The following is a 21,592-nucleotide window of genomic DNA, read 5'->3' on the forward strand; positions in this document are numbered from 1 at the left end:
CAGGCTAACGACAACTGACAAAGGTGGCTCGCCCGTTGCTCGATATTGCACAAGTCCGCACTGTTCTTTCGGACGTCTATGACCTCGCCCCATCGGCCACGTTGGCCAATGAGATGAAAGACACGTTTGCCCGTATGGATCGTGTGATCAGCCCGCCGGATTGGGCGATCTATGCGCCCTATGTGCGGGCGATCAACGCGCTCAAGAAAGAGCGTAACGCCGTGATCCTTGGGCACAATTACATGACACCGGAAATCTATCATGGTGTGTCCGATTTCGTGGGTGACAGCCTGCAACTGGCGATCAAGGCCAGCGAGGTGGAAGAGGATGTGATCGTTCAGGCCGGGGTTCATTTCATGGCCGAGACATCGAAAATTCTGAGCCCCGGGAAAACTGTTCTGATGCCCGACATGGATGCCGGCTGTTCTTTGGCAGAATCGATTACTGCCGAAGGAATCGACGAAATGCGGGCCAAATACCCCGGTGCGCCGGTTGTGTCTTACGTGAACACCACTGCCGAGGTCAAAGCGGCCTCGGATATCTGCTGCACCTCGTCGAACGCCTTGCAGATCGTGAATGCCATGGAGAGCGACACGGTCATCATGACGCCGGATCAATATCTGGCTCAAAACGTGGCCAATGAAAGCCACAAGAACGTGGTGTATTGGCCCGGTTCCTGCATCGTGCATGAACAATACACCGCACAGGACCTGCGCGACTTCCGGGAATGGAACCCCGGAACGCGCCTGATTGCGCACCCGGAATGCCCGCCGGATGTGGTGGCCGAGGCGGATTATTCCGGTTCAACCAGCGGGATCATCAAATATGTGCATGATGAGAAACCCGAAAAGGCGATGCTGATCACCGAATGTTCGATGGCGTCGAACATCGCGGATGAACTGCCCGAGGTCGATTTCGTAGGGCCGTGCAATATGTGCCCGTACATGAAAAAGATCACGCTGGAAAAGATCCTCTATGCTCTGCACACGATGGAAGGCCAGGTCGAGGTCGCCGAAGACGTGGCAGAGAAGGCCCGCAAATCTGTACAGGCGATGATTGATCTGTCCCGCAAGCTCGGCATCTGATCGGCAATGACCGACATCACCACGGATCGCGTCATTATTGTCGGGGCCGGGATTGGCGCGCTTTATGCTGCGCTGAAACTGGCGCCGCGACCGGTGGTGATCATCTCGCCTGAACCTTTGGGCGAAGGTGCAAGTTCGGCATGGGCGCAGGGTGGCGTGGCGGCGGCGATGGACCTGGCCGACAGCCCGGAAAGCCACGCCGTTGATACCGTCAATGCCGGGGCAGGCACCGTCGAACCTGACGTTGCGGATTTGGTGACCCGAGAAGCGCGGGACTATATTCTGGACCTGACCACTTTGGGCACACCATTTGATCGCACCGAGGGTGGCGGGTATGTCCTGTCCCGAGAAGCCGCGCACAGTTTTGCCCGCGTCGTGCGGGTAAAGGGCGATCAGGCAGGCAGTGAAATCATGGCCGCCCTGATCGAACGAGTGCGCGAAACTCCGTCGGTGCAGGTGTTGGAGGGGGTCCTTGCCGTTGCGCTGGAAGTGACGGAAGGGCGCGTGTTGGGCGTGGTTCTGCAGGATGCCTCGGAAAGCGGATCTGCGTCCGTGACGCTTCGTGCACCTGCCGTATTGTTGGCGGGCGGCGGTTCTGGCGGGCTTTATGCCCTGACGACCAATCCGGCCCGCATCCGGGGGCAGGTCATCGGAATGGCCGCACGGGCGGGGGCGCTGATCGCCGATGCCGAATTCGTGCAGTTCCACCCCACGGCCATGGACGTGGGTGAAGACCCGGCCCCGCTGGCGACCGAGGCCTTGCGCGGAGAAGGGGCAATACTGATAAACAAGTACGGCGAGCGTTTCATGCAGGCCGTTCACCCTGATACCGAGCTTGCCCCGCGCGACGTTGTGGCCCGGGCGATTTTTGCCGAAGTACAGGCCGGCAACTGCCCGATGCTGGACACCCGCAAGGCTTTGGGCGCGCAAATCAACGAACTTTTCCCGGCGGTTGCCGCATATTGCGCGCGCAACGGAATCGATCCGGTCCGGGACGCGATCCCGGTTGCTCCGGCAGCGCATTACCACATGGGCGGGATTGCCACAGGCACTGATGGCCGCGCGACGCTGGATCGGTTGTGGGTGTGCGGCGAGGCGTCTTCGACCGGCCTTCACGGCGCCAACCGGCTGGCCTCGAACGGTTTGCTCGAAGCGTTGGTGTTTGCACGCATCTGTGCCGAGGACATTGCGCGTTCGATTCCGGACACTTCCGCGTCGGAACCTGTGGCCCTTCAATTTGATCAAGCTGACATCCCCGATACGTCTGAAGCGGTCAGTATGTTGCGCACGACCATGTCGCGCGATGTTGGCGTGGTCCGGAACCGCGCCGGGTTATGCCGGGCATTGCGCAGGATTGCCACGCTCGAAGAGCAGCATGGCAAATGCCCGTCCTTCAGAAACATGTGTGCCACATCAACCTTGATCGCCGCGGCGGCATTGCAGCGCGAAGAAAGCCGCGGCGCGCATGAGCGATCCGACTTTCCGGAAACTGCCGATGGCCCCGGCAAACGATCCCGGATGTATCTTAGCGACGCGCTGCACATTCGCGCCGAAGCCTGCAAGGAAATATCATGAGTTTTGCGACCCTGCCCGATCTGATCCTCGAACCCGTCATCCGCGCGGCGTTGATGGAGGATCTGGGAGCATACGGTGACGTGACCACCCGCGCCGTGATCCCGCCGAACGCGACCTATACGGCCCGGCTGAATGCGCGTGAGGATGCCGTCGTTTCGGGCATGCAGGTGGCGACGATTGCGTTCCGGCTGGTCGACCCGACGCTTGAGGTTGAGGCGCATGTCAAGGATGGCCAGCCCTGTCGGCGCGGCGACACGCTGATGACCATCAAAGGTTCTGCCGCCTCGATCCTTTCGGGTGAGCGGGTCGCGCTGAATTTTGCCGGTCGTCTGACCGGTATTGCCACAAAAACTGCCAGCTTTGTTCAGCAGACAAAGGGCACGAATGCCCGCATGACCTGTACCCGCAAAACCACGCCCGGACTTCGCATTGTCGAAAAACAGGCCGTGCTGCATGGCGGCGGTTTCAATCATCGCTACTCTTTGTCCGACGCGATCCTGATCAAGGACAACCACATTGCCGCTGCCGGGGGTGTGCGTCAGGTTCTTGAGGCCGCCAAAGCGCAAGCCAGCCACATGATGGCCGTCGAGATCGAAGTCGATCGACTGGACCAGCTGGCGGAAGTGCTCGAGGTTGGCGGCGCGTCCGTCGTATTGCTGGACAACATGGATGACGAGATGCTGCGCGAAGCGGTTGCCATGGTGGACGGGCGGATGAAGACCGAAGCCAGCGGTAATGTGACGTTGGACCGGGTTGCATCAATTGCGGCGACCGGGGTCGATTACATCTCGTCCGGGGCGCTGACGCATTCCGCCCGAACCGTTGATCTTGGTCTTGATTTCTGAAAAGCGCGGCATTTCCGCTTGATTTGGGATCGTTTGCGCCAACACGGTTGCGCCTTCAGATTTTATCGATAATAAATCCTCGGCAACGCAAGCTGCAGGAAGTTTTATAGATAAAATGATCATCCCTCATTCCGGCTGGACCCGAAAGTCTGCGCAAGCTGTTCATGACCTCCCGTTGATGGACCTTCTGTTCCGGGCACAGACCGTGCACCGCGAGAACTTTGATCCGAACAAGATCCAGACCTCTAAGCTGTTGTCGATCAAAACCGGCGGGTGCGCCGAGGATTGCGCTTATTGCTCGCAATCGGCCCGCAACGGATCCACCCTGCCTGCATCGAAACTGATCGAGGTTCAGCGTGTACTGGCCGAGGCCAAAAAGGCCCGCGACGGTGGCGCGACCCGGTTCTGCATGGGGGCCGCCTGGCGCGAGCCCAAGCCGCGCGATATGCCTGCCCTGGTTGCCATGGTGGAAGGCGTCAAGGCGATGGGCATGGAAACCTGCATGACGCTGGGCATGCTGGATGACACCCAGGTCGTTCAGCTGCGCGATGCCGGGTTGGACTATTACAACCACAATATCGACACGTCCGAACGCTATTATTCCGAAGTGATCACAACCCGTACTTTCGCGGACCGGATCGACACGATGACCCGGGTGCAAGAAGCCGGGATCAAGGTCTGCTCGGGTGGTATTCTGGGGATGGGTGAACACACTGGCGACCGTATGGATATGTTGCTGACTTTGGCCAACATGACCCCGCCGCCGGATTCGGTGCCGATCAACATGCTGATGCCACAGGCGGATACCCCGCTGGCTGATGCGGAACCGGTTGATCCAATCGACTTTGTGCGGATCATCGCAACCGCTCGCATCCTGATGCCCAAAGCCTATGTTCGGTTGTCCGCCGGGCGCAGCGACATGAGCGACGAGATGCAGGCGATGTGCTTCTTCGCCGGAGCAAATTCCATCTTTGTCGGTGAAACTCTTTTGACGGCGGAAAACCCCGAAGAAGACACCGACTCGATCCTGTTTGCAAAACTGGGCCTTCAGGCCGAAACGGCTGAAGACCATAAACGCACGGAAGCCGCCGAATGAAAGCAGTCGAACGACTGGAATCCATGCTGGGTGCGCTGGAAGCCCGGCACCGCCGCCGGGTTTTGATCCCGGCGCGCGGGCTGGATTTTGCGTCCAACGACTATTTGGGCTTGGCCGGGTCAAGCCTGTTGCAAGAGGCCGCACAGGCCGCGCTGGCGCGCGGCGTGCCCGTGGGCTCGGGTGGCTCGCGGCTGCTGCGGGGAAACCACCCCGAGCATGAGGCGCTGGAACACGAAGCAGCTGCGTTCTTTGGGGCCGAGGCCGCATTGTTCATGGGCGGGGGGTTTCAGGCCAATCAGGCAATCTTTTCCACCCTGCCGGCTGCCGGGGATCTGGTTTTGTATGACGAACTGGTTCACGCCAGCGCCCATGAGGGGATGCGCGCCAGCCGAGCGGATCTGCGCGCTTTCCGTCACAACGACGTCGCGGATGCGCGCAACGTTCTGACCGAATGGCGATCCGCTGGTGGGCAGGGTCAGGTATGGATTGCCGTTGAAAGCGTCTATTCCATGGAGGGCGATCTGGCTCCGCTGGAAGATTTGTCATGTCTGGCGCGTGAAGCCCAAGCTGTTCTGATCGTGGATGAGGCGCACGCAACCGGCGTTTTCGGGGCAAATGGCAAAGGTCTGGCGCATGATCTGAACGCTGACCTTTTGACCCTGCACACCTGCGGCAAGGGGCTTGGAGTTTCCGGCGGGCTGATCTGTGGCCCGCGGGCGATGATCGATACCCTCATCAACCGCGCACGGCCCTTTATCTTTGCAACGGCGCCGTCCCCTCTGAATGCTGCGCTGGTACGGGCCGTCCTGCGTGAACTGGCCGGGAATGACGATTTGGTCACTGCTGCACTCAAACGTCTGCGCCATGCACATGATGCAGCCCGTGAAACTGGGTTGCCTGACGCGGCCTTGAACAGCCAGATCATTCCCGTCGTTCTTGGGGACGAGGCCCGCACGATGGCGATGGCACAGGCTTTGCAACATCAGGGGTTTGACATTCGCGGCATTCGCCCGCCTACCGTTCCGAAAGGCACATCCCGTCTACGCGTCTCGATCACCGGGAATGTCAGTCCTGAGGACATTTCGGCCCTGTTTGCGACCATCTCCAGCCATCAGTCGGAGGCCGCATGAGCGCTCTGGTCATTGTCGGAACCGACACGGGCGTCGGAAAAACAGTTTTTTCGGCTGGCCTGACGGCGGCCCTGAACGCCACTTACTGGAAGCCGGTTCAATCGGGGCTCGAGGATGCAACGGACACGGAAACCGTCTGCACCTTGTCCGGCGTGGGCGTGTTGCCCGAGGCGTATCGCCTGAACATGCCCGCCTCACCCCATCTTTCTGCCGAAGATATGGGTATAGAGATCGATCTGTCCCGGCTAGCGCTGCCGCAGGTTGAGGGGCCGCTGGTTGTGGAAGGGGCAGGGGGGCTGATGGTGCCTCTGAACCGCAAATCCTACTATCTGGATCTGATTGCCCAATGGCAGGCCCCGGTCGTTCTGGTCGCGCGCACGGCGTTGGGAACGATCAACCATACTACGTTGTCCCTGATGGCACTCCGAGGCGCTGGGTGCGAAGTGGTCGGCGTTGCCTTTGTCGGAGATCCGGAGCCCGACGTGGAACAAACCATCGTCGAAATGAGCAAGGTGCGACACCTCGGACGCCTGCCTTATCTTGGAGACCTGACGCAGCAAAGTTTGTCAGATGCCTTCTCGTCCATAGACGTGGCGACCATACGGAGGTTTCTGTGACCCCGCTGGAGTTTGACGCCAACCACCTTTGGCATCCCTATACCAACGTGGCCGATCCCGGCGCGATGCATCTCATCGACCGGGCCGAGGGCGTGTATCTCTATCGGGAGGACGGCGCAAAGATGATAGACGCCATGTCGTCATGGTGGTGCGCCATCCACGGCCACAAGCATCCCGAAATTACGTCCGCCATGCAGTCCCAGCTGGACAAGATGCCTCATGTGATGTTCGGAGGGCTGACGCACCATCCGGCCATTGATCTGGGGCGCAGGATGGTCGACATGTTGCCCGAAGGGCTGGACCGCATTTTCTATTGCGACAGTGGGTCTGTTTCGGTCGAAGTGTCGATGAAGATGGCGGTGCAGTATCAAATGGCCCATGGCCGCACCCGCAAATTCGAATTTGCGACAATTCGGGGCGGCTATCACGGTGACACGTGGAAAGCGATGAGCGTCTGTGACCCTGTGACGGGTATGCACGGGCTGTTCCGGGGGGCTTTGTCGATCCAGCACTTCCTGCCGCGTCCCCAGGTTCGGTTGGGGGATGACTGGCCCGAAGATAGCGCGTTGAACGGATTGGAGGCGCTGGAACGACTGTTGGCCGAAAAGGGCGATCACCTCGCGGCCTTGATCCTTGAACCCGTGGTTCAAGGCGCCGGGGGCATGTATTTCTATCATCCCCAATGGCTGCGCGCGGCACGCGCCATGTGCGATGCCCATGACGTGCTGATCATTTTTGACGAGATCGCAACCGGATTTGGCCGAACCGGCAAGCTGTTCGCCACCGATCATGCGGGCATAACCCCGGATATAATTTGTCTGGGTAAGGCATTGACCGGGGGGCATATATCGTTTGCTGCTACCGTGACCAGCAAGCAGGTGGCGTATGGCATTGGCAACAGTGAGGCCGGAGTGTTCATGCACGGCCCGACCTATATGGCCAACCCTCTGGCCTGTTCCGCAGGTTCGGCCAGCCTCAGACTTCTGGCCGAGGGGAACTGGCAACGCCAGGTGGCTGATATCGAACGCCAGATGCGGACCGAACTGGAGCCAGCGCGCAGTTTGCCGGGCGTTGCAGATGTCAGGGTTCTTGGCGCCATTGGCGTTATTGAAATGAAGGAAACGGTTGATCCTTCGGTCGCTCATCGGCTGGCCCCTGAAACCGGAGTGTGGCTGCGCCCCTTTGCGCGCAACATCTATTGTATGCCGCCTTACATTGTTTCACCTGATGAGCTCGGCCGGATCACCAGCGCGATGGTCGCTTTGGCCGGGGGGAAGCAATGAGACACCAGTGGCTGGCGCAATCGGATGACAGCAAGCTGACACTGGTCTTCGGGGGGTGGGCGCTGGGTTCTGCCCCGTTCCGCGGGCTGACCGGAGGCGGATCTGTTCTGCTGGTGGATGACTATACCCGGCTCGATGATCCCTTGCCCGATCTGGCCGGGTATGACCGAGTCGAAATGCTTGCGTTCTCTTTCGGCGTCGCATCCGCGGCCCATTGGTTGGCCAGCACAGGGTTTCGCCCTGACCGGCTGGTTGCCGTCAGCGGTACGTTGCATCCTGCCTGCGCAGGCCGGGGCATCGCGCCCGATATTGTCCGGGCCACGGCGGATCAGCTGTCTTCGGCAAGTTTCGTCAAGTTTTGCCGACGCGCCGGACTGTCTGCTGACATACCTGAACTGGACATCGAGCAGGCAAGAAAGGAACTTCACGCGGTAATCGAACGCGGCTCGGCGCCTGATCCCGGCTTTGATCGGGTTTGGATATCAGAGCGGGACCGGATCATTCCGTCCATTGCTCAAAGGATAGCCTGGGCCGCGACCCTGGATGTGGTCAAGGGCGTCGCTGCTCCGCATGTACCTTTCCAACCGGGGCAAAGCTGGGCGGAGTGGATGTCATGACCGCGCAATTGGCAGACAAGGTGCAGCGAAGCTTCAGCCGAAGCTTCCAGACTTACAACGATACAGCCAGCCAGCAGGCCTGGGTTGCCCGCAAGCTGGTTTCCGAGATGCGCCGGGTTGGCGCGCCGAACCGGTTTGATGTGGCGTTCGAGCTGGGATGCGGCACTGGCCATCTGACCCGGTTGCTGCGGCAGAACTTTGATCTTCCCGATCTTCACCTGAACGATATCGCGCCGCAGGCTCGGGCGACGGCAGATGCGGAAAATGCGGCTTTCGTTGACGGAGACGTCCGCCTGGTCGAATGGCCCGCAAAGCTGGATTTGGTCGCATCGGCCTCGATGATCCAATGGATGGAGGATCCGGCCGGTTTGCTGCAACAGGTTGCCGAGGCGCTTGAACCCGGAGGGTGGCTGGCGATTTCCGGGTTTGGTCCATTGCAATATCAAGAGCTTGCGCAAATCGGATCGACAGCCCGTGCACCGGGCCTATGCCTGCCTGACGCCCTTGCAACCGCCATAGATGGGCCGTTCAAGATTCTGACGGTTGGCCAAAGTGTTCGGCCATCCTATTTTGACACACCCAGAGATGTGCTGAAGCATTTACGCAGTACAGGGGTAAATGGCCGGGCTCAGGGTGCATGGACCCGGTCCACCTTGGCCCGGTTCGAAGCTGACTACGTGCAAAAGTTCGGAGAAGACGGCAGGGTTCCTCTGACTTACCACCCGGTTTGGATCATTGCCGAAAAGCGTTAGGCGCTTATTCGGCGACGACAAGGTCGATTTCATTTGCCGACAGCATCTGGCAGATGTCCTCGGGCGGGTTCACATCGGTAAAGAACAGATTGATCTTGTCGGCAGGTTCCAATGTGACCGGCGCGCGCTTTCCCAGCTTTTCGCCATCGGCCACGACAATGCGGACCTGTGCGTTTCGAATGGCGACGCGGGCCAGGTTTGCTTCTTGCAGGTCGTGCAGCATAAAGCCCGGGTCCGCATTGACCGCCCCGACTGAAAGAACGGCGAAACGGACGTTCAAACGTTTGATCAGGTCCTGAGCTTCAATACCAAATGCGCCCCCATCGTGCGACCGCAGCTCGCCACCAGCCATGAAGACCCGGTTGTTGTTTCTTGAAGCCAATGCCTGAGCAACAAAAACCGAGTTCGTCACGACAAAGAGGTCACTGTGATTGCAAAGTGCCTGCGCCACATAAGCGGTAGTAGAGCCGATATCGAGGAAAACGGAGTCTCCGTCACTGATGACCTCCGCAACCGCCTTCGCCAGCTTCTCTTTCGCGTCAACCTTCTTGTCCAGGCGGCTTTGCAGCGACGGTTCCAGAATGTCTTCGAGAAGATGAACCCCGCCATGGACCTTGCGCACGATGCCGCGCTCTTCCAGATTGCGGACGTTTCGCCGAATGGTTTCCAGGCTGACCCCAAGTTCATTCGCCAGAACGCTTACGCGGCACGAACCGCCCGCGCGAAAAAGGGCGCGCAGGATTTCTTCTTCTCGTTGGTTTGTGGTCGGCAGGTTCATGTTTCGCGCTCTGATGGCATCGTCATAAGGGACGTTAAGCCATACCACAATACCCACATAAAGCAACGTTCTACCAAAGAGAAGCCGTTGAAACTTGCCTCGAGCAGGAATTTATGTGGCTTTACGTGGTTTTTATTGACACAAAACCCCACGATGTGGTCGTCTATACTCAATACCACCGATTCATCAAAAAAAATCACGACAGGGAGAAGGTGTTATGAATTGTAAAATGGGAATTTCCGCGCTGGCCCTCATGGCCGCCGGAGCCGCAACAACTGCTGGGGCTGTTGAGTCCACGGACCCAATCAAACTAACGCTGCACGACTGGTCGGGGCAGTTGATCAATACCAAGATCATGGGTTCGATCCTGGAAGAAGCCGGGTACAACGTTGAATATGTTCAGGCGGATTACATTGCTCAGTTCGCCGGTCTGAAAACGGGTGACCTGCATCTGGCAATGGAAATCTGGGAAACCACCGGGCGCGAAGCGCTGGACGAGGCAACCGGCACCGGCAAGGTTGTCAATGTCGGCGAAACCGGCCTGATGGCGATCGAAGAATGGTGGTATCCCAGCTACATGAAGGAACGGTGCCCGGGATTGCCGAATTGGGAGGCACTGAAAGACTGCGCCGAGGAATTCGCGACGGCGGAAACTGCTCCGAACGGGCGTTATGTCGGCGGCCCGGTGACCTGGGGTGGCTTCGATGACGAGCGTGTCGAAGCGCTTGAACTGGATTTCGAAGTCGTCCATGCGGGCACCGACGCGGCCCTGTTTGCAGAATTGGAATCCGCTTATCAAAGGCAGGATCCAATTGTTCTGTGGGTCTATGTCCCACATTGGGCGCCGGCGAAATACGAAGGCGAGTTTGTCGAGTTTCCGCCATTTACGCCAGAGTGTTACAGCGACCCTTCGGTTGGTGTGAACCCGAACATGGCCTATGATTGCGGCAAGCCGCGTGGCCCGATCTGGAAAGCAGCCTGGTCTGGCATGCAAGAAAAATGGCCGGGCGCTTATGACATCATCGAAGCCTACAAAATCAACAATGATGAAATGAGCGCCATGGTTGGCAAGGCCGATCTGGACGGCGTGGAAATCGACAGCGTTGTTGCAGAGTGGATGGAGACCAACAAAGACCGCTGGTCTGGCTGGATCTCGAAGTAATCCACTGGCCAGAGCGGGCCTGCCGCTCTCTCGGACCGCTCTGGCCTTTTTCGCGAACGAACCGGACCACCCTGATGCCCCCCAAGACCAAACTGTCGTGCCGAAACGTCTGGAAGCTTTATGGCCCCAACGCAGATCGGTTGCTGCGGACAACCCCCGAACCTACGGCAGAAGAAATTCGCAAGGCAGGCGTGATCGGCGCAGTGCGCAACGCCAATATCGAGATCTCGGAAGGTGAGATTTTCGTCATCATGGGCCTGTCGGGGTCCGGCAAATCCACTCTGGTACGGTGCTTGTCCCGGTTGATCGAACCAACCGCCGGAGAAGTTCTGTTCGACGATGCTGACCTCTTGCGCGCCAGCGAGAATGAGCTGATCGAAATCCGGCGTCATAAGATGGGCATGGTGTTCCAGCATTTCGCGTTGCTGCCGCATCTGACCGTTTTGCAGAATGTGATGTTTCCGTTGACGATTCAGGCCACGCCCAGACCCGAAGCCGAGGCCAAGGCCCGCGAGGTGGTGGAACTGGTCGGTTTGAAGGGGCGCGAGGATTATTACCCGCGTGAGCTGTCCGGCGGCCAGCAACAGCGCGTCGGCATTGCCCGTTCCTTGGTGACCGAGCCTGATCTATGGTTTCTGGACGAGCCGTTCTCGGCCCTCGATCCGCTGATCCGGCGCGAGATGCAGGATGAATTCCTGCGGTTGCAGGAGCGGTTACACAAGACCATCGTTTTCATCACCCATGATTTCGAAGAGGCCGTTCGCCTGGCCGACCGCATCGCCATCATGAAGGACGGAGAGGTGATCCAGATCGCCACGCCGGAAGAGCTGGTGATGCACCCGGCCACCGACTATGTGGCTGAATTCACGAAACATATTCCCCGTTCAAAGGTCCTGACCGTCGGCGGTGTCATGACCTGCGGCGCTGTGGGCGAGGGCGATCCGATCTCTCAATCCACGCGCATCTCGGACGTGGCGGAACGGATTATCGCGGCAGATGCGCCGATCCCCGTCGTGGATGCAGAGGGCCAGCCCGTCGGAGCGATTGACCGCAAGGCCGTTGCGCATGTGCTGTTCGGCGGCGGAGACATGGCATGATCCGCCTGACCCGCAGCCAGATGGCCATTCTGCTGCTTGTTCTGGTCACCATCGTGCTTGGCTATTTCGGTCGTGATTTGAGCAAGGCGCTGGATGCGCGCTGGTTGACCAAGTTCCCTTCGGCCTGGGTGATCCCGTTCAAAACCTTCATTTCCTCGGCGATGACATGGCTGATCGAGGATGCCGCCATCGGGCCAGTGTCCTTCACCGATGTCACCCGCGCCATCGCGTGGTTGATCGAGCAGCCCTATAATCTGGTATTGGCTCTGCTGGCCGACGGCTTTGTCAGCGGTCAGGGAAATGACGCGCAGGTCATCCTGCCTGCGATCAGCTGGATCGTGGTCATCACCGCCGTTGTCGCCTTGGGGCAATACTGCCGTGACTGGGGATTGGCCGCTCTGGTCGGGGCCTGCTTCGTCTATCTTGCAGTTTTCGGACAATGGGACAGCGCCATGGTGACGCTGGCCTCGGTCCTGATCGCGGTGCCGATTGGCGCGGGCGGAGGGTTGCTGTTGGGCATTCTCGCCTATCGCCATCCGCTTTTTGAAAAGATCATCTCACCAATCCTGGACCTGATGCAGACAATCCCGATATTTGCCTATCTGGTGCCGATCCTGTTCATGTTTGGCTTTGGCCCGATCTCTGCCTTGGTCGCGACGATCATCTATGCGACCCCGCCGATGGTGCGGATCACAACGCTGGCGCTGAAAGGTGTGGATCCTGAGATTCTGGATTTCGGACGCATGGCGGGCACGACCCGGCGGCAGTTGATGTGGCGCGTGCTGGTGCCCTCGGCCAGCCACAGCCTGATGGTGGGCGTCAATCAGGTGATCATGCTGACCCTGAACATGGTCATCATCGCCTCGATGATCGGAGCTGGGGGGCTGGGCTTTGACGTCCTCGCCGCGCTGCGCCGTCTGGACATTGGGGCAGGGTTCGAAGCCGGCATCGCCATCGTGGTTCTGGCCATCGCCGTCGACCGTCTGAGCCAGGCCTTTGCCGAACGGATGGGGCAAGTGCATCATGAGGTCCCCGGCTCGTGGATCGCGCGTCATCGCCGGACGGTTCTGGTTGTGGTCCTGATGCTGCTGACCTGGGTGCTGGGACAGTTCTCGCCTCTGTTGTTGGAATATCCTGAAAGCCAGACCATCACCACCGGCGCGTTCTGGGACAACACGGTCGAATACCTGAACGTAAATTATTTCGACACGTTCGAGGCCATCAAGGTTTTCTTCCTGACCTGGTTTATGATCCCGATCAAAACGGTTCTGCTGGGCATCCCGTGGCCATGGGTCATTGCAATGCTGACCCTGTTGGGCTGGCACGCGGGCGGCTGGCGTCTGGCATTGTTGTGCGGAGGAATGGCCTCTCTGATCCTTGTGTCGGGCCTGTGGTCCAAGGCGATGGTGACGGTCTATCTGTGCGGCGCATCTGTCACTCTGGCGACGCTGATCGGGGTGCCTCTGGGTGTTCTGGCGGCACTGAACAAACGCGCTGGGACGGCCATCAACCTGCTGATCGACACGCTACAAACCCTGCCCAGCTTTGTTTACCTGATCCCTGTCGTCATGCTGTTCCGGGTTGGCGATTTCACCGCCCTGATTGCCATCGTTCTATATGCGCTGGCCCCGGCGGTCCGTTATGCCGCCCATGGCGTGCGCTCGGTCAGTGAGGAACTGATTGAAGCCGGTTTGGTTTCCGGCTGCACCCGTACGCAATTGCTGCGCCATATCCGCCTGCCGATGGCGTTGCCTGAAATCCTGCTGGGCGTCAATCAGACGATCATGCTGGCGCTGTCGATGCTGGTGATCACCGCCCTCGTCGGCACCCGCGATCTGGGGCAGGAGGTCTATATCGCCCTGACCAAGGCCGATACCGGCCGCGGTCTGGTGGCCGGCCTGTCGATTGCCTTCATCGCCATCATCGCCGATCGGTTGATCAATGCCAGTGCCCGTCAGGCCCGCATCCGCTTTGGACTGGAGAGTTGATATGAGCCATCCCGACCTGATGACCCGCATCCGCGCTCTGCCGATCTGGCAGGGAGAGATCGAGGCCGCTCCGTTGACCGGTGGCATAACCAATGTGAACTACAAGGTCACGGATGGCAGCGGGTCTTATGTGGTGCGTGTAGGCGACGACATCCCCCTGCATCAGGTGATGCGGTTCAATGAGCTGGCCGCCAGCAAAGCCGCCCATGCGGCGGGTTTGTCGCCAGCGGTTGTACACTCGTCAGGCGATCTGACGGTGCTAGAGTTCATCGAAAGCCGTACACTGACCGAGGAAGATGTCCGCAACCCGGATATGCTGCCGCGCGTGCTGGAATTGGTTAAGGCGTGCCATGCCGAGGTACCGAAGCACCTGCGCGGTCCATCGCTGGTGTTCTGGGTGTTCCACGTCATCCGCGACTATGCCGCGACACTCACTGAACGCGGCAGTGTCCATACAACGCTGATCCCTGACCTGATCGATGCAGGCGCTACGTTGGAACGCGAGGCCGGCCCGTATGACATGGTGTTTGGCCATAACGATCTGCTCTGTGGCAACTTTCTGAACGACGGCAACCGCCTTTGGCTGATCGATTTCGACTATGCCGGGTTCAATTCTCCGCTGTTCGATCTGGGCGGGCTGGCGTCGAACAATGGCCTGTCGCCTGAACAGGAAGACTGGGTGTTGGAGAGCTATTTTGAAGCCCCGGTCACCGACGATCTGCGCCACCGCTATACGGCGATGAAATGCGCCTCGCTGCTGCGGGAAACCATGTGGAGCATGGTGTCCGAGATCACCTCGGATATCGACTTTGATTACGCAGCCTACACAGCTGAAAACCTGGCGCGGTTCCGCGCAGCCCTAACCGATTTCAAAAACACCTGAGGACAGACATGACCGACCTTCCGAATACAGCCAAAGCCGTCATTATCGGTGGCGGGATCATCGGCTGCTCGACCGCCTATCACCTGGCCAAGCTGGGCTGGACGGATACGGTGCTGCTGGAGCGCAGGAAACTGACCTCGGGCACCACCTTCCACGCCGCAGGGCTGGTGGGACAGTTGCGTTCGAACGCCAATATCACGCAATTGCTGGGCTATTCCGTCGATCTGTACAACAAGATCGAAGAGGAAACAGGGCTTGGCACTGGCTGGAAGATGAACGGCGGCTTGCGTCTGGCCTGCAACGAAGAGCGCTGGACCGAGGTGAAACGCCAGGCCACTACGGCGCATTCCTTTGGTCTGGACATGCAGCTTCTGACCCCATCCGAGGCGCAGGAGCTGTGGCCCTTGATGGATGTCTCTGACGTGATCGGCGCGGCTTACCTGCCGACAGACGGTCAGGCGAACCCGTCAGATATCACGCAGGCATTGGCCAAGGGCGCCCGCATGGCCGGGGCGAAGATATTCGAAGATACCAAAGTCACCGATATCGAGATCGAAGATGGCAAAATTCGTGCGGTAATCACCGAACACGGTCGGATCGAGTGTGAAAAAGTGATCTGCTGCGCCGGGCAATGGTCCCGCACCTTTGCCAGCCGCTTTGGCGTCAACGTTCCTTTGGTTCCGATGGAGCACCAGTACATGGTGACAGAACCTTTCGACGTGCCCGGCAATCTGCCCACTTTGCGCGATCCCGACCGGCTGACTTACTACAAGGAAGAAGTCGGAGGTCTGGTCATGGGCGGCTATGAGCCGAACCCGATCCCCTGGGCCACCAAGGGTATTCCGCAAGGTTTCCACTATACCCTTCTCGACAGCAACTTCGATCATTTCGAACAGCTGATGGAACTTGCGCTGGGGCGCGTGCCCGCGTTGGAGAACGCTGGCGTCAAGACGCTGACCAACGGGCCGGAAAGCTTCACGCCCGACGGCAATTTCATCATCGGCGAAGCGCCCGAGTTGAGGAATTTTTTCGTCGGTGCGGGCTTCAATGCCTTTGGCATCGCGGCTGGCGGTGGTGCGGGCATGGCGCTGGCGGAATGGGTGCACAAGGGTGAGCCGCCCTTCGATTTGTGGTCTGCCGATATCCGCCGCTTTGGCCGCCCGCATTTCGACACCGACTGGGTTCGCACACGTACCGTCGAGGCATATGGCAAACACTACACGATGGGTTGGCCGCATGAGGAACATGACTCGGGCCGCCCCTGCCGAAAATCGCCGCTTTATGACACGCTGAAAAAGCAGGGCGCGTGTTTTGGCGAGAAACTGGGCTGGGAACGCCCCAACTGGTACGCGGACGCGTCAAAGGGCGAGGTGCCCAAGGATGAATACAGCTTTGGCCGCCAGAACTGGTTCGATGCTGTCGGGCGCGAACATAAAGCGGCACGCGAAGCGGCTGTGTTGTTCGATCAGACCTCTTTCGCCAAATTCGCCCTCAAGGGCCCGGATGCTTTGGCGGCGATGAACTGGATCTGTGCCAATGATGTGGACAAGCCGGTTGGTGCGCTTGTCTATACCCAAATGCTGAACGACAAGGGCGGGATCGAGTGTGACCTGACTGTTGGGCGCGTAGCCCATGATGAGTTCTATATCGTCACCGGCACCGGCTATGCCACCCATGACTTCGACTGGATCAACCGCAGCATTCCCGAGGGCATGAATTGCCAGCTGTTCGATATCACCTCATCGAATGCGGTTCTGTCATTGATGGGGCCAAAATCGCGTGAGATTCTGGCGGCGGTGACGCGCGATGACGTCTCGAACAGCGGATTCAAGTTTGGCACGATCCGCACCATCGGGATCGCGGGGTGCCCGGTCAAGGCGCTGCGCGTGACTTATGTGGGTGAGCTGGGCTGGGAACTGCACCTGCCGGTGGAATATGCACAGACCGTGTATGACGCCTTGACGGAGGCAGGGCGCCCGCATGGTTTGATCAATGCGGGCTACAGGGCAATTGAATCGCTGCGTCTTGAAAAAGGCTATCGCGCCTGGGGCTCGGACATCGGGCCGGATCATACGCCGTTCGAAAGCGGCTTGGGCTGGGCCGTGAAACTCCGGAAAAATATTGATTTCAAAGGGCGCGCCGCCTCTGAGGCGCAAAAAACCGGCGGCGTAAAGAAGATGCTGGCATGTTTCACGGTTGACCCCGAGGTTGTTCTTCTGGGGCGTGAAACGATCTATCGGAATGGCGAAAGGGTCGGATGGCTGACTTCGGGCGGCTATGGTTACACCGTCGGAAAGTCGATCGGCTACGGTTACATCCGAAACGCCAACGGTGTCGACGCACAATACGTCACATCAGGGACATATGAATTGGATGTCGCCACTCAGAGGGTTCCTTGCGAAGTGACGCTGCAACCGCTTTACGACCCGCAGATGAGCCGGGTGAAGACCTGACCCGAGGGTGCAAGAGCAGATCTACCGACACACGCACGGCGATCGGAACACATGGGGAAAGCATGCAAACAGGGCAAATCCGCCCCGAATGTGCGAAAGTTCGTCGAATCTGACGGATTTCGATCCATAAGCCATTGATAAAGTTTCAGTATTGTCACACCTCATGCCCATCTGAAAACTGAACTGCAAGACTTCTCATTCAGCTTTCTGGGTAAACAACCTTTCATCCGTCGGAGATTGGATGACTTCAGCCGAAAGGACCGGAAATGGTAACCCCAGATGCGTTGACTGAGCATGCGATGAAGATTGCTGATATTGCCTCGGAGTCCGCGATGCGGTTTTTTCGGGGGTCTTTGGGCATTGAATTCAAACAGGATGAAAGCCCGGTGACGCAGGCCGACAAGGCAGTTGAGGCAGAAGTACGAACCTACCTGAAACAGCATTTTCCCGGACACGGCATCTTTGGCGAAGAGCACGGGCAAGAAGCAGGCGACGGGCGTCATATGTGGGTGATTGACCCGATTGACGGAACCCGTTCGTTTCTGTCCGGCCATCCTTTGTTCGGGTTCCTTTTGGCGCACCTTGTGGATGGGCGCCCTCGGTTGGGGCTGGTCGGAATGCCGGCCTTGCATGAGACCTATTTGGGTGTGGTTGGTAACGGGGCCAGCCTGAACGGGCGGCCGATAGAGGTGTCGCACACCACGCGTCTGGATCATTCGGTTTTGTATGTGAATGAAGGCGACAAGATTTTTTGCGACCATCCTGACCTGTTCAACCGGTTGATGAATGCAGGGCAGACGCGCCGATTTGCCTATGATTGTTACCCCCATGCCTTGCTTGCTTCGGGCCATGTCGATGCTGTGGTGGATTACGATCTGCAACCTTATGACTATCTGGCGCTTTCACCTCTGATCACGGCTGCTGGCGGAGTGATGACCGATTGGCACGGGCATGCGTTGGCCCTCGATTCAGATGGCGCGGTCGTTTCCGCCGCAACCCCTGAACTGCATGCTGAACTGCTTGACCTCATCAATGCTGAGAAATGACAGTGTTGCGCAACCTTGGAAAACTAGCTTCCGCGATCAGATTTGAACAAATACAAAAAGACAAAAAGTGATCCTATTGACGTTGTGACGATTCCGACGGGCAACTCCTGCGGGGCCAGAAGAAGGCGTGACAAGATATCGGACAATGTCAGCAGAATCGCGCCCACGATCGCCGAGACGATCAGCAGGTTTCGGTGCAGAGTACCGGCGATGCCGCGTGCAATATGAGGCACCATCAGCCCGACAAAGCCGATGACACCGGCAACTGAAACGAAACTGGCCGTCGCCAAAGCGGCAACGAAAAACATGCTGAACCGCAGACCTTGAACGGGAATACCCAGTGACGAGGCTGTGAAATCCCCGGTCAGCAGCGCGTCAAGCCACCGACTGCGATAAAGTGAATAGCTCAGGATCAGGCCCAGTCCGATCAGGACAAGCGGGAATGTTTCCCATCTTGCCAGTCCCAGGCCGCCAAGCATCCAGAATATCACCGAATGAGCCGCGCGATTGTCGCCAGAGAAAATAAGGTAGTTGGTGATTGCGGAAAACAGAAAGGACACCGCCAGGCCAGCCAGGATCAGTTTTTCGGGTGCGCTCGTACGCAAGCCCTGAACCAGCGCCAGAACAATGCCGGACGCGATCAGGCCACCGCAAAATGCTGCCAGCGGCAACGTCCAGATTCCCAGGACATCCCCTGTGACGGTGATCACCAGAACGGCGCCGGCAGCAGCACCCGAGGACAGACCGAACAGAAACGGATCTGCCAGATCGTTTCGCGTCGTTGTTTGCAGAACGACACCAACGACGCCCAGACCCGCACCAATCACGGCGGCAAACAGGGCGCGGGGCAGGCGAAGGTCGAAGACGATCCGGTGCAAGGGCGACATGTCTCCTTCCACCATACCGGTTCCGAGGCCGATTGCCGAAAAGACTTCGCGCACGGGGATTGGGGTGGTCCCATAGACGATCGACAACAGCAAAAGGGCGGTCAGAACAACCGCCCCCAGCACTATCAAACGGCCCAATTGGACCATATCAGTTGGTCTCCGGGTGCATCGCCTGTGCCATCTTCTCGATCGCCTCGATATTTGCCGGGCCGGGAGTCAGCTCTTCGTAACGCAGGCCAATCCAGCGCTCGTTCTTTACCGCGTCCGTTTGTGACATCACCGGGTGATCCTTGAGGAACTGGAAAGTGTCCTCTGCGCCGTTGCCGGACTGATAGTCGAGCAGCACCAGAAATTCCGGGTTAGCCGCTGCCACAGCTTCCCACGACGTGCGGCCCCAGCTGGTATCCAGATCATGAGTTACGTTCTCACCGCCAGCGGCTGCGATCATCGCATCGGGAATGGCGAACTTGCCGGCGGTAAACGGAGCATCGGCCGGTCCGTCCAACAGGAATACCCGCGGCTTTTCCAGATCGGCTGTTTTTGCTTGAATGGCGGACAACTTGTCCTTCCAGCCGGCAACCAGCGCCTCGGCCTTGTCTTCGACCTGCATGACCTTGCCCAGGCGCAGAACGTCATCAAACAACAGGTTCATGCTGGCTTCGGGGCGATCCTCGTCCAGATGCACGCAGCTTTCGGTCAGGATCATGGTCTTGATACCAAAGGGTTCCAGCGTGTCGGGCGTGACATCTCCGCCGGGTTTCATGCCATAGTACCAACCGGCAAAAAACAGATCAGGTTCGACGGCCACAAGGTTTTCAATCGTCGGGTACTTGGGGGCAAGCTCTGGGATGTCGCCGCGCTGAGCATCAAAGTCAGGGCTGGTTTTGTACCAGCCCGAAATCCCGGTAAGTCCCACGATCTTGTCCTGAAGGCCGAGTGCAAAGGCCATATCCGCCATGTTCATATCATGTACGACCAGACGTTCCGGCGCCGAGTCAAAAACCAGCGGTTCGCCGCAATTGTCCACGGTGACGGCTTCCGCTGCCACGCCACCTGCGAAGCCAGCGAAGACAACCACCGGCCAGAGTTTCTGCATCATATGTAAGTTCCTGTTATTATGACAATTTCCGTTTTCGGATGTCCAGTGCGGGGATCATGCGGCCTTCGTGCTGAAAGCACAGATAATCCACGCCGAATGTCTCACTTACCCGGTCTGGGGTCAGAACTTCGCCAACAGGCCCGAACCCCGTCAGGCGCGTGGCTTTCATCAACGCCACATGGGTGGCGAATTCCGGGATCATGACCAGATCATGGACGATCATGACGACCGTTACCCCCAGATCAGCGACCAGAGACAGCATGTGCCCCTTGGCATCGGGGTCCAGATGGTTGGTTGGCTCGTCCAGAAACAGCAAGGACGGGTTCTGGGCCAGAGCGCGCGCGATGTGCGCGCGCTGACGTTCTCCGCCGGACAGTTGACCCATCGTTTTGTTGGCAAAATGCAACAGCTCGGTCGTCGTCAGCACCCGTTCAAGATCAGCCCTGTGCTGAGTCACCGAACGTTCGCCCTGAATCGGGATTTGCCCCAGCGCAACGTAGTCTTGCAGGCGCATCCGCCCGTCGGGCATTTCCTGCTGCCCGACCACAGCAATGGAGCGGGCACGTTGGCGGGCGGACAGGGTCCGAAGGCTTTGTCCTTCTATCCAAACATCGCCCAACGCAATCCGTTCAATCCCGCACAGCAGTTTCAGCAGAGTGGTTTTGCCGGCGCCGTTCGGCCCGGCGATTGCCAGAATTGATCCTTCTTCCAGACGAAAGGACACATCCTGCAACAGGATGTCGCCATTGAGAGCGTAGTATCCCAAATTCTCTGCAATCAGAAAACTCATGATGACCCCCCGAAAGGTAAAGCGGGAATTCGCGATAAGGTCTTTGCGAAAAGGGCAGGGGGGCGGTCCGAGGCACTGGTCCAGCCGTCGTCGCTGTCGCCGAACTGGATCGCAAATTCGACCAAGGCAGACAGATCGCGGGATGTCGTGATATCGCCAAACAGGTACTGCGCTTTGCCCGGGGCCTGAAATCCGACGGTCATGGCCCGTTCACAACCTGCCATGCAGGCCACCATTCGGGTTTCAAAACCGTCAGGCAACCGGGCATCCAGCGCGTCTTGTGCGGCTTCGGCAGACATCGTCCCCTGACATGTTGAACAGATCAGAACGTAGTGATCAGAATAGCAGGTCATTGCCTTCTCCGTCGTTTGCCAGATGCAAACAGAGGGCACATACCCGGATATTACGC

At 58.7% G+C, this 21,592-nt stretch carries 20 protein-coding genes; 15 read left to right on the forward strand and 5 right to left on the reverse strand.

Features of this window, described 5'->3' with window-relative positions:
• The first annotated feature begins 35 nt into the window (after positions 1 to 35).
• The 9 genes from nadA (at position 36) to ACR0I0_RS09615 (ending at position 9,000) form a co-directional block, all read left to right on the forward strand.
• Positions 36 to 1,085, forward strand: coding sequence for a quinolinate synthase NadA (gene nadA, locus ACR0I0_RS09575; RefSeq protein ID WP_171230399.1), 1,050 nt, complete (start codon positions 36 to 38; stop codon positions 1,083 to 1,085).
• Between the two features lie 6 nt (positions 1,086 to 1,091).
• Positions 1,092 to 2,660 carry an L-aspartate oxidase gene (locus ACR0I0_RS09580; protein WP_480491167.1) on the forward strand — a complete coding sequence of 523 codons (1,569 nt, stop codon included), beginning with the start codon at positions 1,092 to 1,094 and terminating at the stop codon, positions 2,658 to 2,660.
• A complete protein-coding gene (nadC, locus tag ACR0I0_RS09585) occupies positions 2,657 to 3,505 on the forward strand; it encodes a carboxylating nicotinate-nucleotide diphosphorylase (protein WP_171723804.1) in 849 nt (282 codons plus the stop codon). Before ACR0I0_RS09580 ends, nadC begins: the two co-directional genes overlap by 4 nt.
• A 115-nt stretch (positions 3,506 to 3,620) precedes the next feature.
• Positions 3,621 to 4,601: a biotin synthase BioB gene (gene bioB, locus ACR0I0_RS09590; protein WP_480491169.1), complete on the forward strand. Its 981-nt coding sequence runs from the start codon at positions 3,621 to 3,623 to the stop codon at positions 4,599 to 4,601.
• Positions 4,598 to 5,731: an 8-amino-7-oxononanoate synthase gene (locus tag ACR0I0_RS09595; RefSeq protein ID WP_171723803.1), complete on the forward strand. Its 1,134-nt coding sequence runs from the start codon at positions 4,598 to 4,600 to the stop codon at positions 5,729 to 5,731. Before bioB ends, ACR0I0_RS09595 begins: the two co-directional genes overlap by 4 nt.
• The gene (bioD, locus tag ACR0I0_RS09600) at positions 5,728 to 6,348 is read left to right on the forward strand and encodes a dethiobiotin synthase (protein ID WP_171723802.1); all 621 of its coding nucleotides are present in this window, start codon (positions 5,728 to 5,730) and stop codon (positions 6,346 to 6,348) included. The genes ACR0I0_RS09595 and bioD overlap by 4 nt, the downstream gene beginning before the upstream one ends.
• Entirely contained in the window at positions 6,345 to 7,631 is a 1,287-nt protein-coding gene (bioA, locus tag ACR0I0_RS09605) for an adenosylmethionine--8-amino-7-oxononanoate transaminase (RefSeq protein ID WP_480491171.1), read from the forward strand. The genes bioD and bioA overlap by 4 nt, the downstream gene beginning before the upstream one ends.
• Positions 7,628 to 8,248, forward strand: a complete 621-nt coding sequence (locus ACR0I0_RS09610) for a pimeloyl-ACP methyl esterase BioG family protein (protein ID WP_480491173.1) — start codon at positions 7,628 to 7,630, stop codon at positions 8,246 to 8,248. The genes bioA and ACR0I0_RS09610 overlap by 4 nt, the downstream gene beginning before the upstream one ends.
• Positions 8,245 to 9,000, forward strand: a complete 756-nt coding sequence (locus ACR0I0_RS09615; protein ID WP_210092934.1) for a methyltransferase — start codon at positions 8,245 to 8,247, stop codon at positions 8,998 to 9,000. The genes ACR0I0_RS09610 and ACR0I0_RS09615 overlap by 4 nt, the downstream gene beginning before the upstream one ends.
• Positions 9,001 to 9,004: 4 nt before the next feature.
• On the opposite strand, the gene ACR0I0_RS09620 is transcribed toward ACR0I0_RS09615, so the two are convergent.
• On the reverse strand, positions 9,005 to 9,778 hold the full coding sequence (locus ACR0I0_RS09620) for a DeoR/GlpR family DNA-binding transcription regulator (RefSeq protein WP_171723799.1): 774 nt from the start codon (positions 9,776 to 9,778) through the stop codon (positions 9,005 to 9,007).
• Positions 9,779 to 9,995: 217 nt separating this feature from the next.
• Here ACR0I0_RS09620 and ACR0I0_RS09625 point away from each other — a divergent pair, with 217 nt between their 5' ends.
• The 6 genes from ACR0I0_RS09625 (at position 9,996) to ACR0I0_RS09650 (ending at position 18,407) form a co-directional block, all read left to right on the forward strand.
• Positions 9,996 to 10,940, forward strand: coding sequence for an ABC transporter substrate-binding protein (locus ACR0I0_RS09625; protein WP_480491175.1), 945 nt, complete (start codon positions 9,996 to 9,998; stop codon positions 10,938 to 10,940).
• A 74-nt stretch (positions 10,941 to 11,014) separates the two neighbouring features.
• Positions 11,015 to 12,037, forward strand: a complete 1,023-nt coding sequence (locus tag ACR0I0_RS09630; RefSeq protein WP_171723798.1) for a quaternary amine ABC transporter ATP-binding protein — start codon at positions 11,015 to 11,017, stop codon at positions 12,035 to 12,037.
• Positions 12,034 to 14,025, forward strand: a complete 1,992-nt coding sequence (locus ACR0I0_RS09635) for an ABC transporter permease (RefSeq protein WP_480491178.1) — start codon at positions 12,034 to 12,036, stop codon at positions 14,023 to 14,025. Before ACR0I0_RS09630 ends, ACR0I0_RS09635 begins: the two co-directional genes overlap by 4 nt.
• Before the next feature lies 1 nt (position 14,026).
• A complete protein-coding gene (locus ACR0I0_RS09640) occupies positions 14,027 to 14,908 on the forward strand; it encodes a phosphotransferase (protein WP_480491180.1) in 882 nt (293 codons plus the stop codon).
• A gap of 8 nt (positions 14,909 to 14,916) precedes the next feature.
• Complete coding sequence (locus ACR0I0_RS09645) at positions 14,917 to 17,361, forward strand: GcvT family protein (RefSeq protein WP_480491182.1); 2,445 nt, start codon at positions 14,917 to 14,919, stop codon at positions 17,359 to 17,361.
• Between the two features lie 266 nt (positions 17,362 to 17,627).
• Positions 17,628 to 18,407: an inositol monophosphatase family protein gene (locus tag ACR0I0_RS09650; RefSeq protein WP_480491183.1), complete on the forward strand. Its 780-nt coding sequence runs from the start codon at positions 17,628 to 17,630 to the stop codon at positions 18,405 to 18,407.
• 23 nt (positions 18,408 to 18,430) lie between these two features.
• Here ACR0I0_RS09650 and ACR0I0_RS09655 read toward each other — a convergent pair whose 3' ends face one another.
• The 4 genes from ACR0I0_RS09655 to ACR0I0_RS09670 are packed head-to-tail and all read right to left on the reverse strand — an operon-like array spanning position 18,431 to position 21,536.
• Positions 18,431 to 19,441: a FecCD family ABC transporter permease gene (locus ACR0I0_RS09655; RefSeq protein WP_171636159.1), complete on the reverse strand. Its 1,011-nt coding sequence runs from the start codon at positions 19,439 to 19,441 to the stop codon at positions 18,431 to 18,433.
• A gap of 1 nt (position 19,442) precedes the next feature.
• The gene (locus ACR0I0_RS09660) at positions 19,443 to 20,393 is read right to left on the reverse strand and encodes an ABC transporter substrate-binding protein (protein ID WP_480491184.1); all 951 of its coding nucleotides are present in this window, start codon (positions 20,391 to 20,393) and stop codon (positions 19,443 to 19,445) included.
• A gap of 16 nt (positions 20,394 to 20,409) precedes the next feature.
• Positions 20,410 to 21,183: an ABC transporter ATP-binding protein gene (locus ACR0I0_RS09665; protein WP_480491186.1), complete on the reverse strand. Its 774-nt coding sequence runs from the start codon at positions 21,181 to 21,183 to the stop codon at positions 20,410 to 20,412.
• Positions 21,180 to 21,536 carry a DUF1636 family protein gene (locus ACR0I0_RS09670; RefSeq protein WP_171636155.1) on the reverse strand — a complete coding sequence of 119 codons (357 nt, stop codon included), beginning with the start codon at positions 21,534 to 21,536 and terminating at the stop codon, positions 21,180 to 21,182. The genes ACR0I0_RS09665 and ACR0I0_RS09670 overlap by 4 nt, the downstream gene beginning before the upstream one ends.
• Positions 21,537 to 21,592 lie beyond the last annotated feature (56 nt).

The organism is Ruegeria sp. AG6, assembly GCF_056541565.1.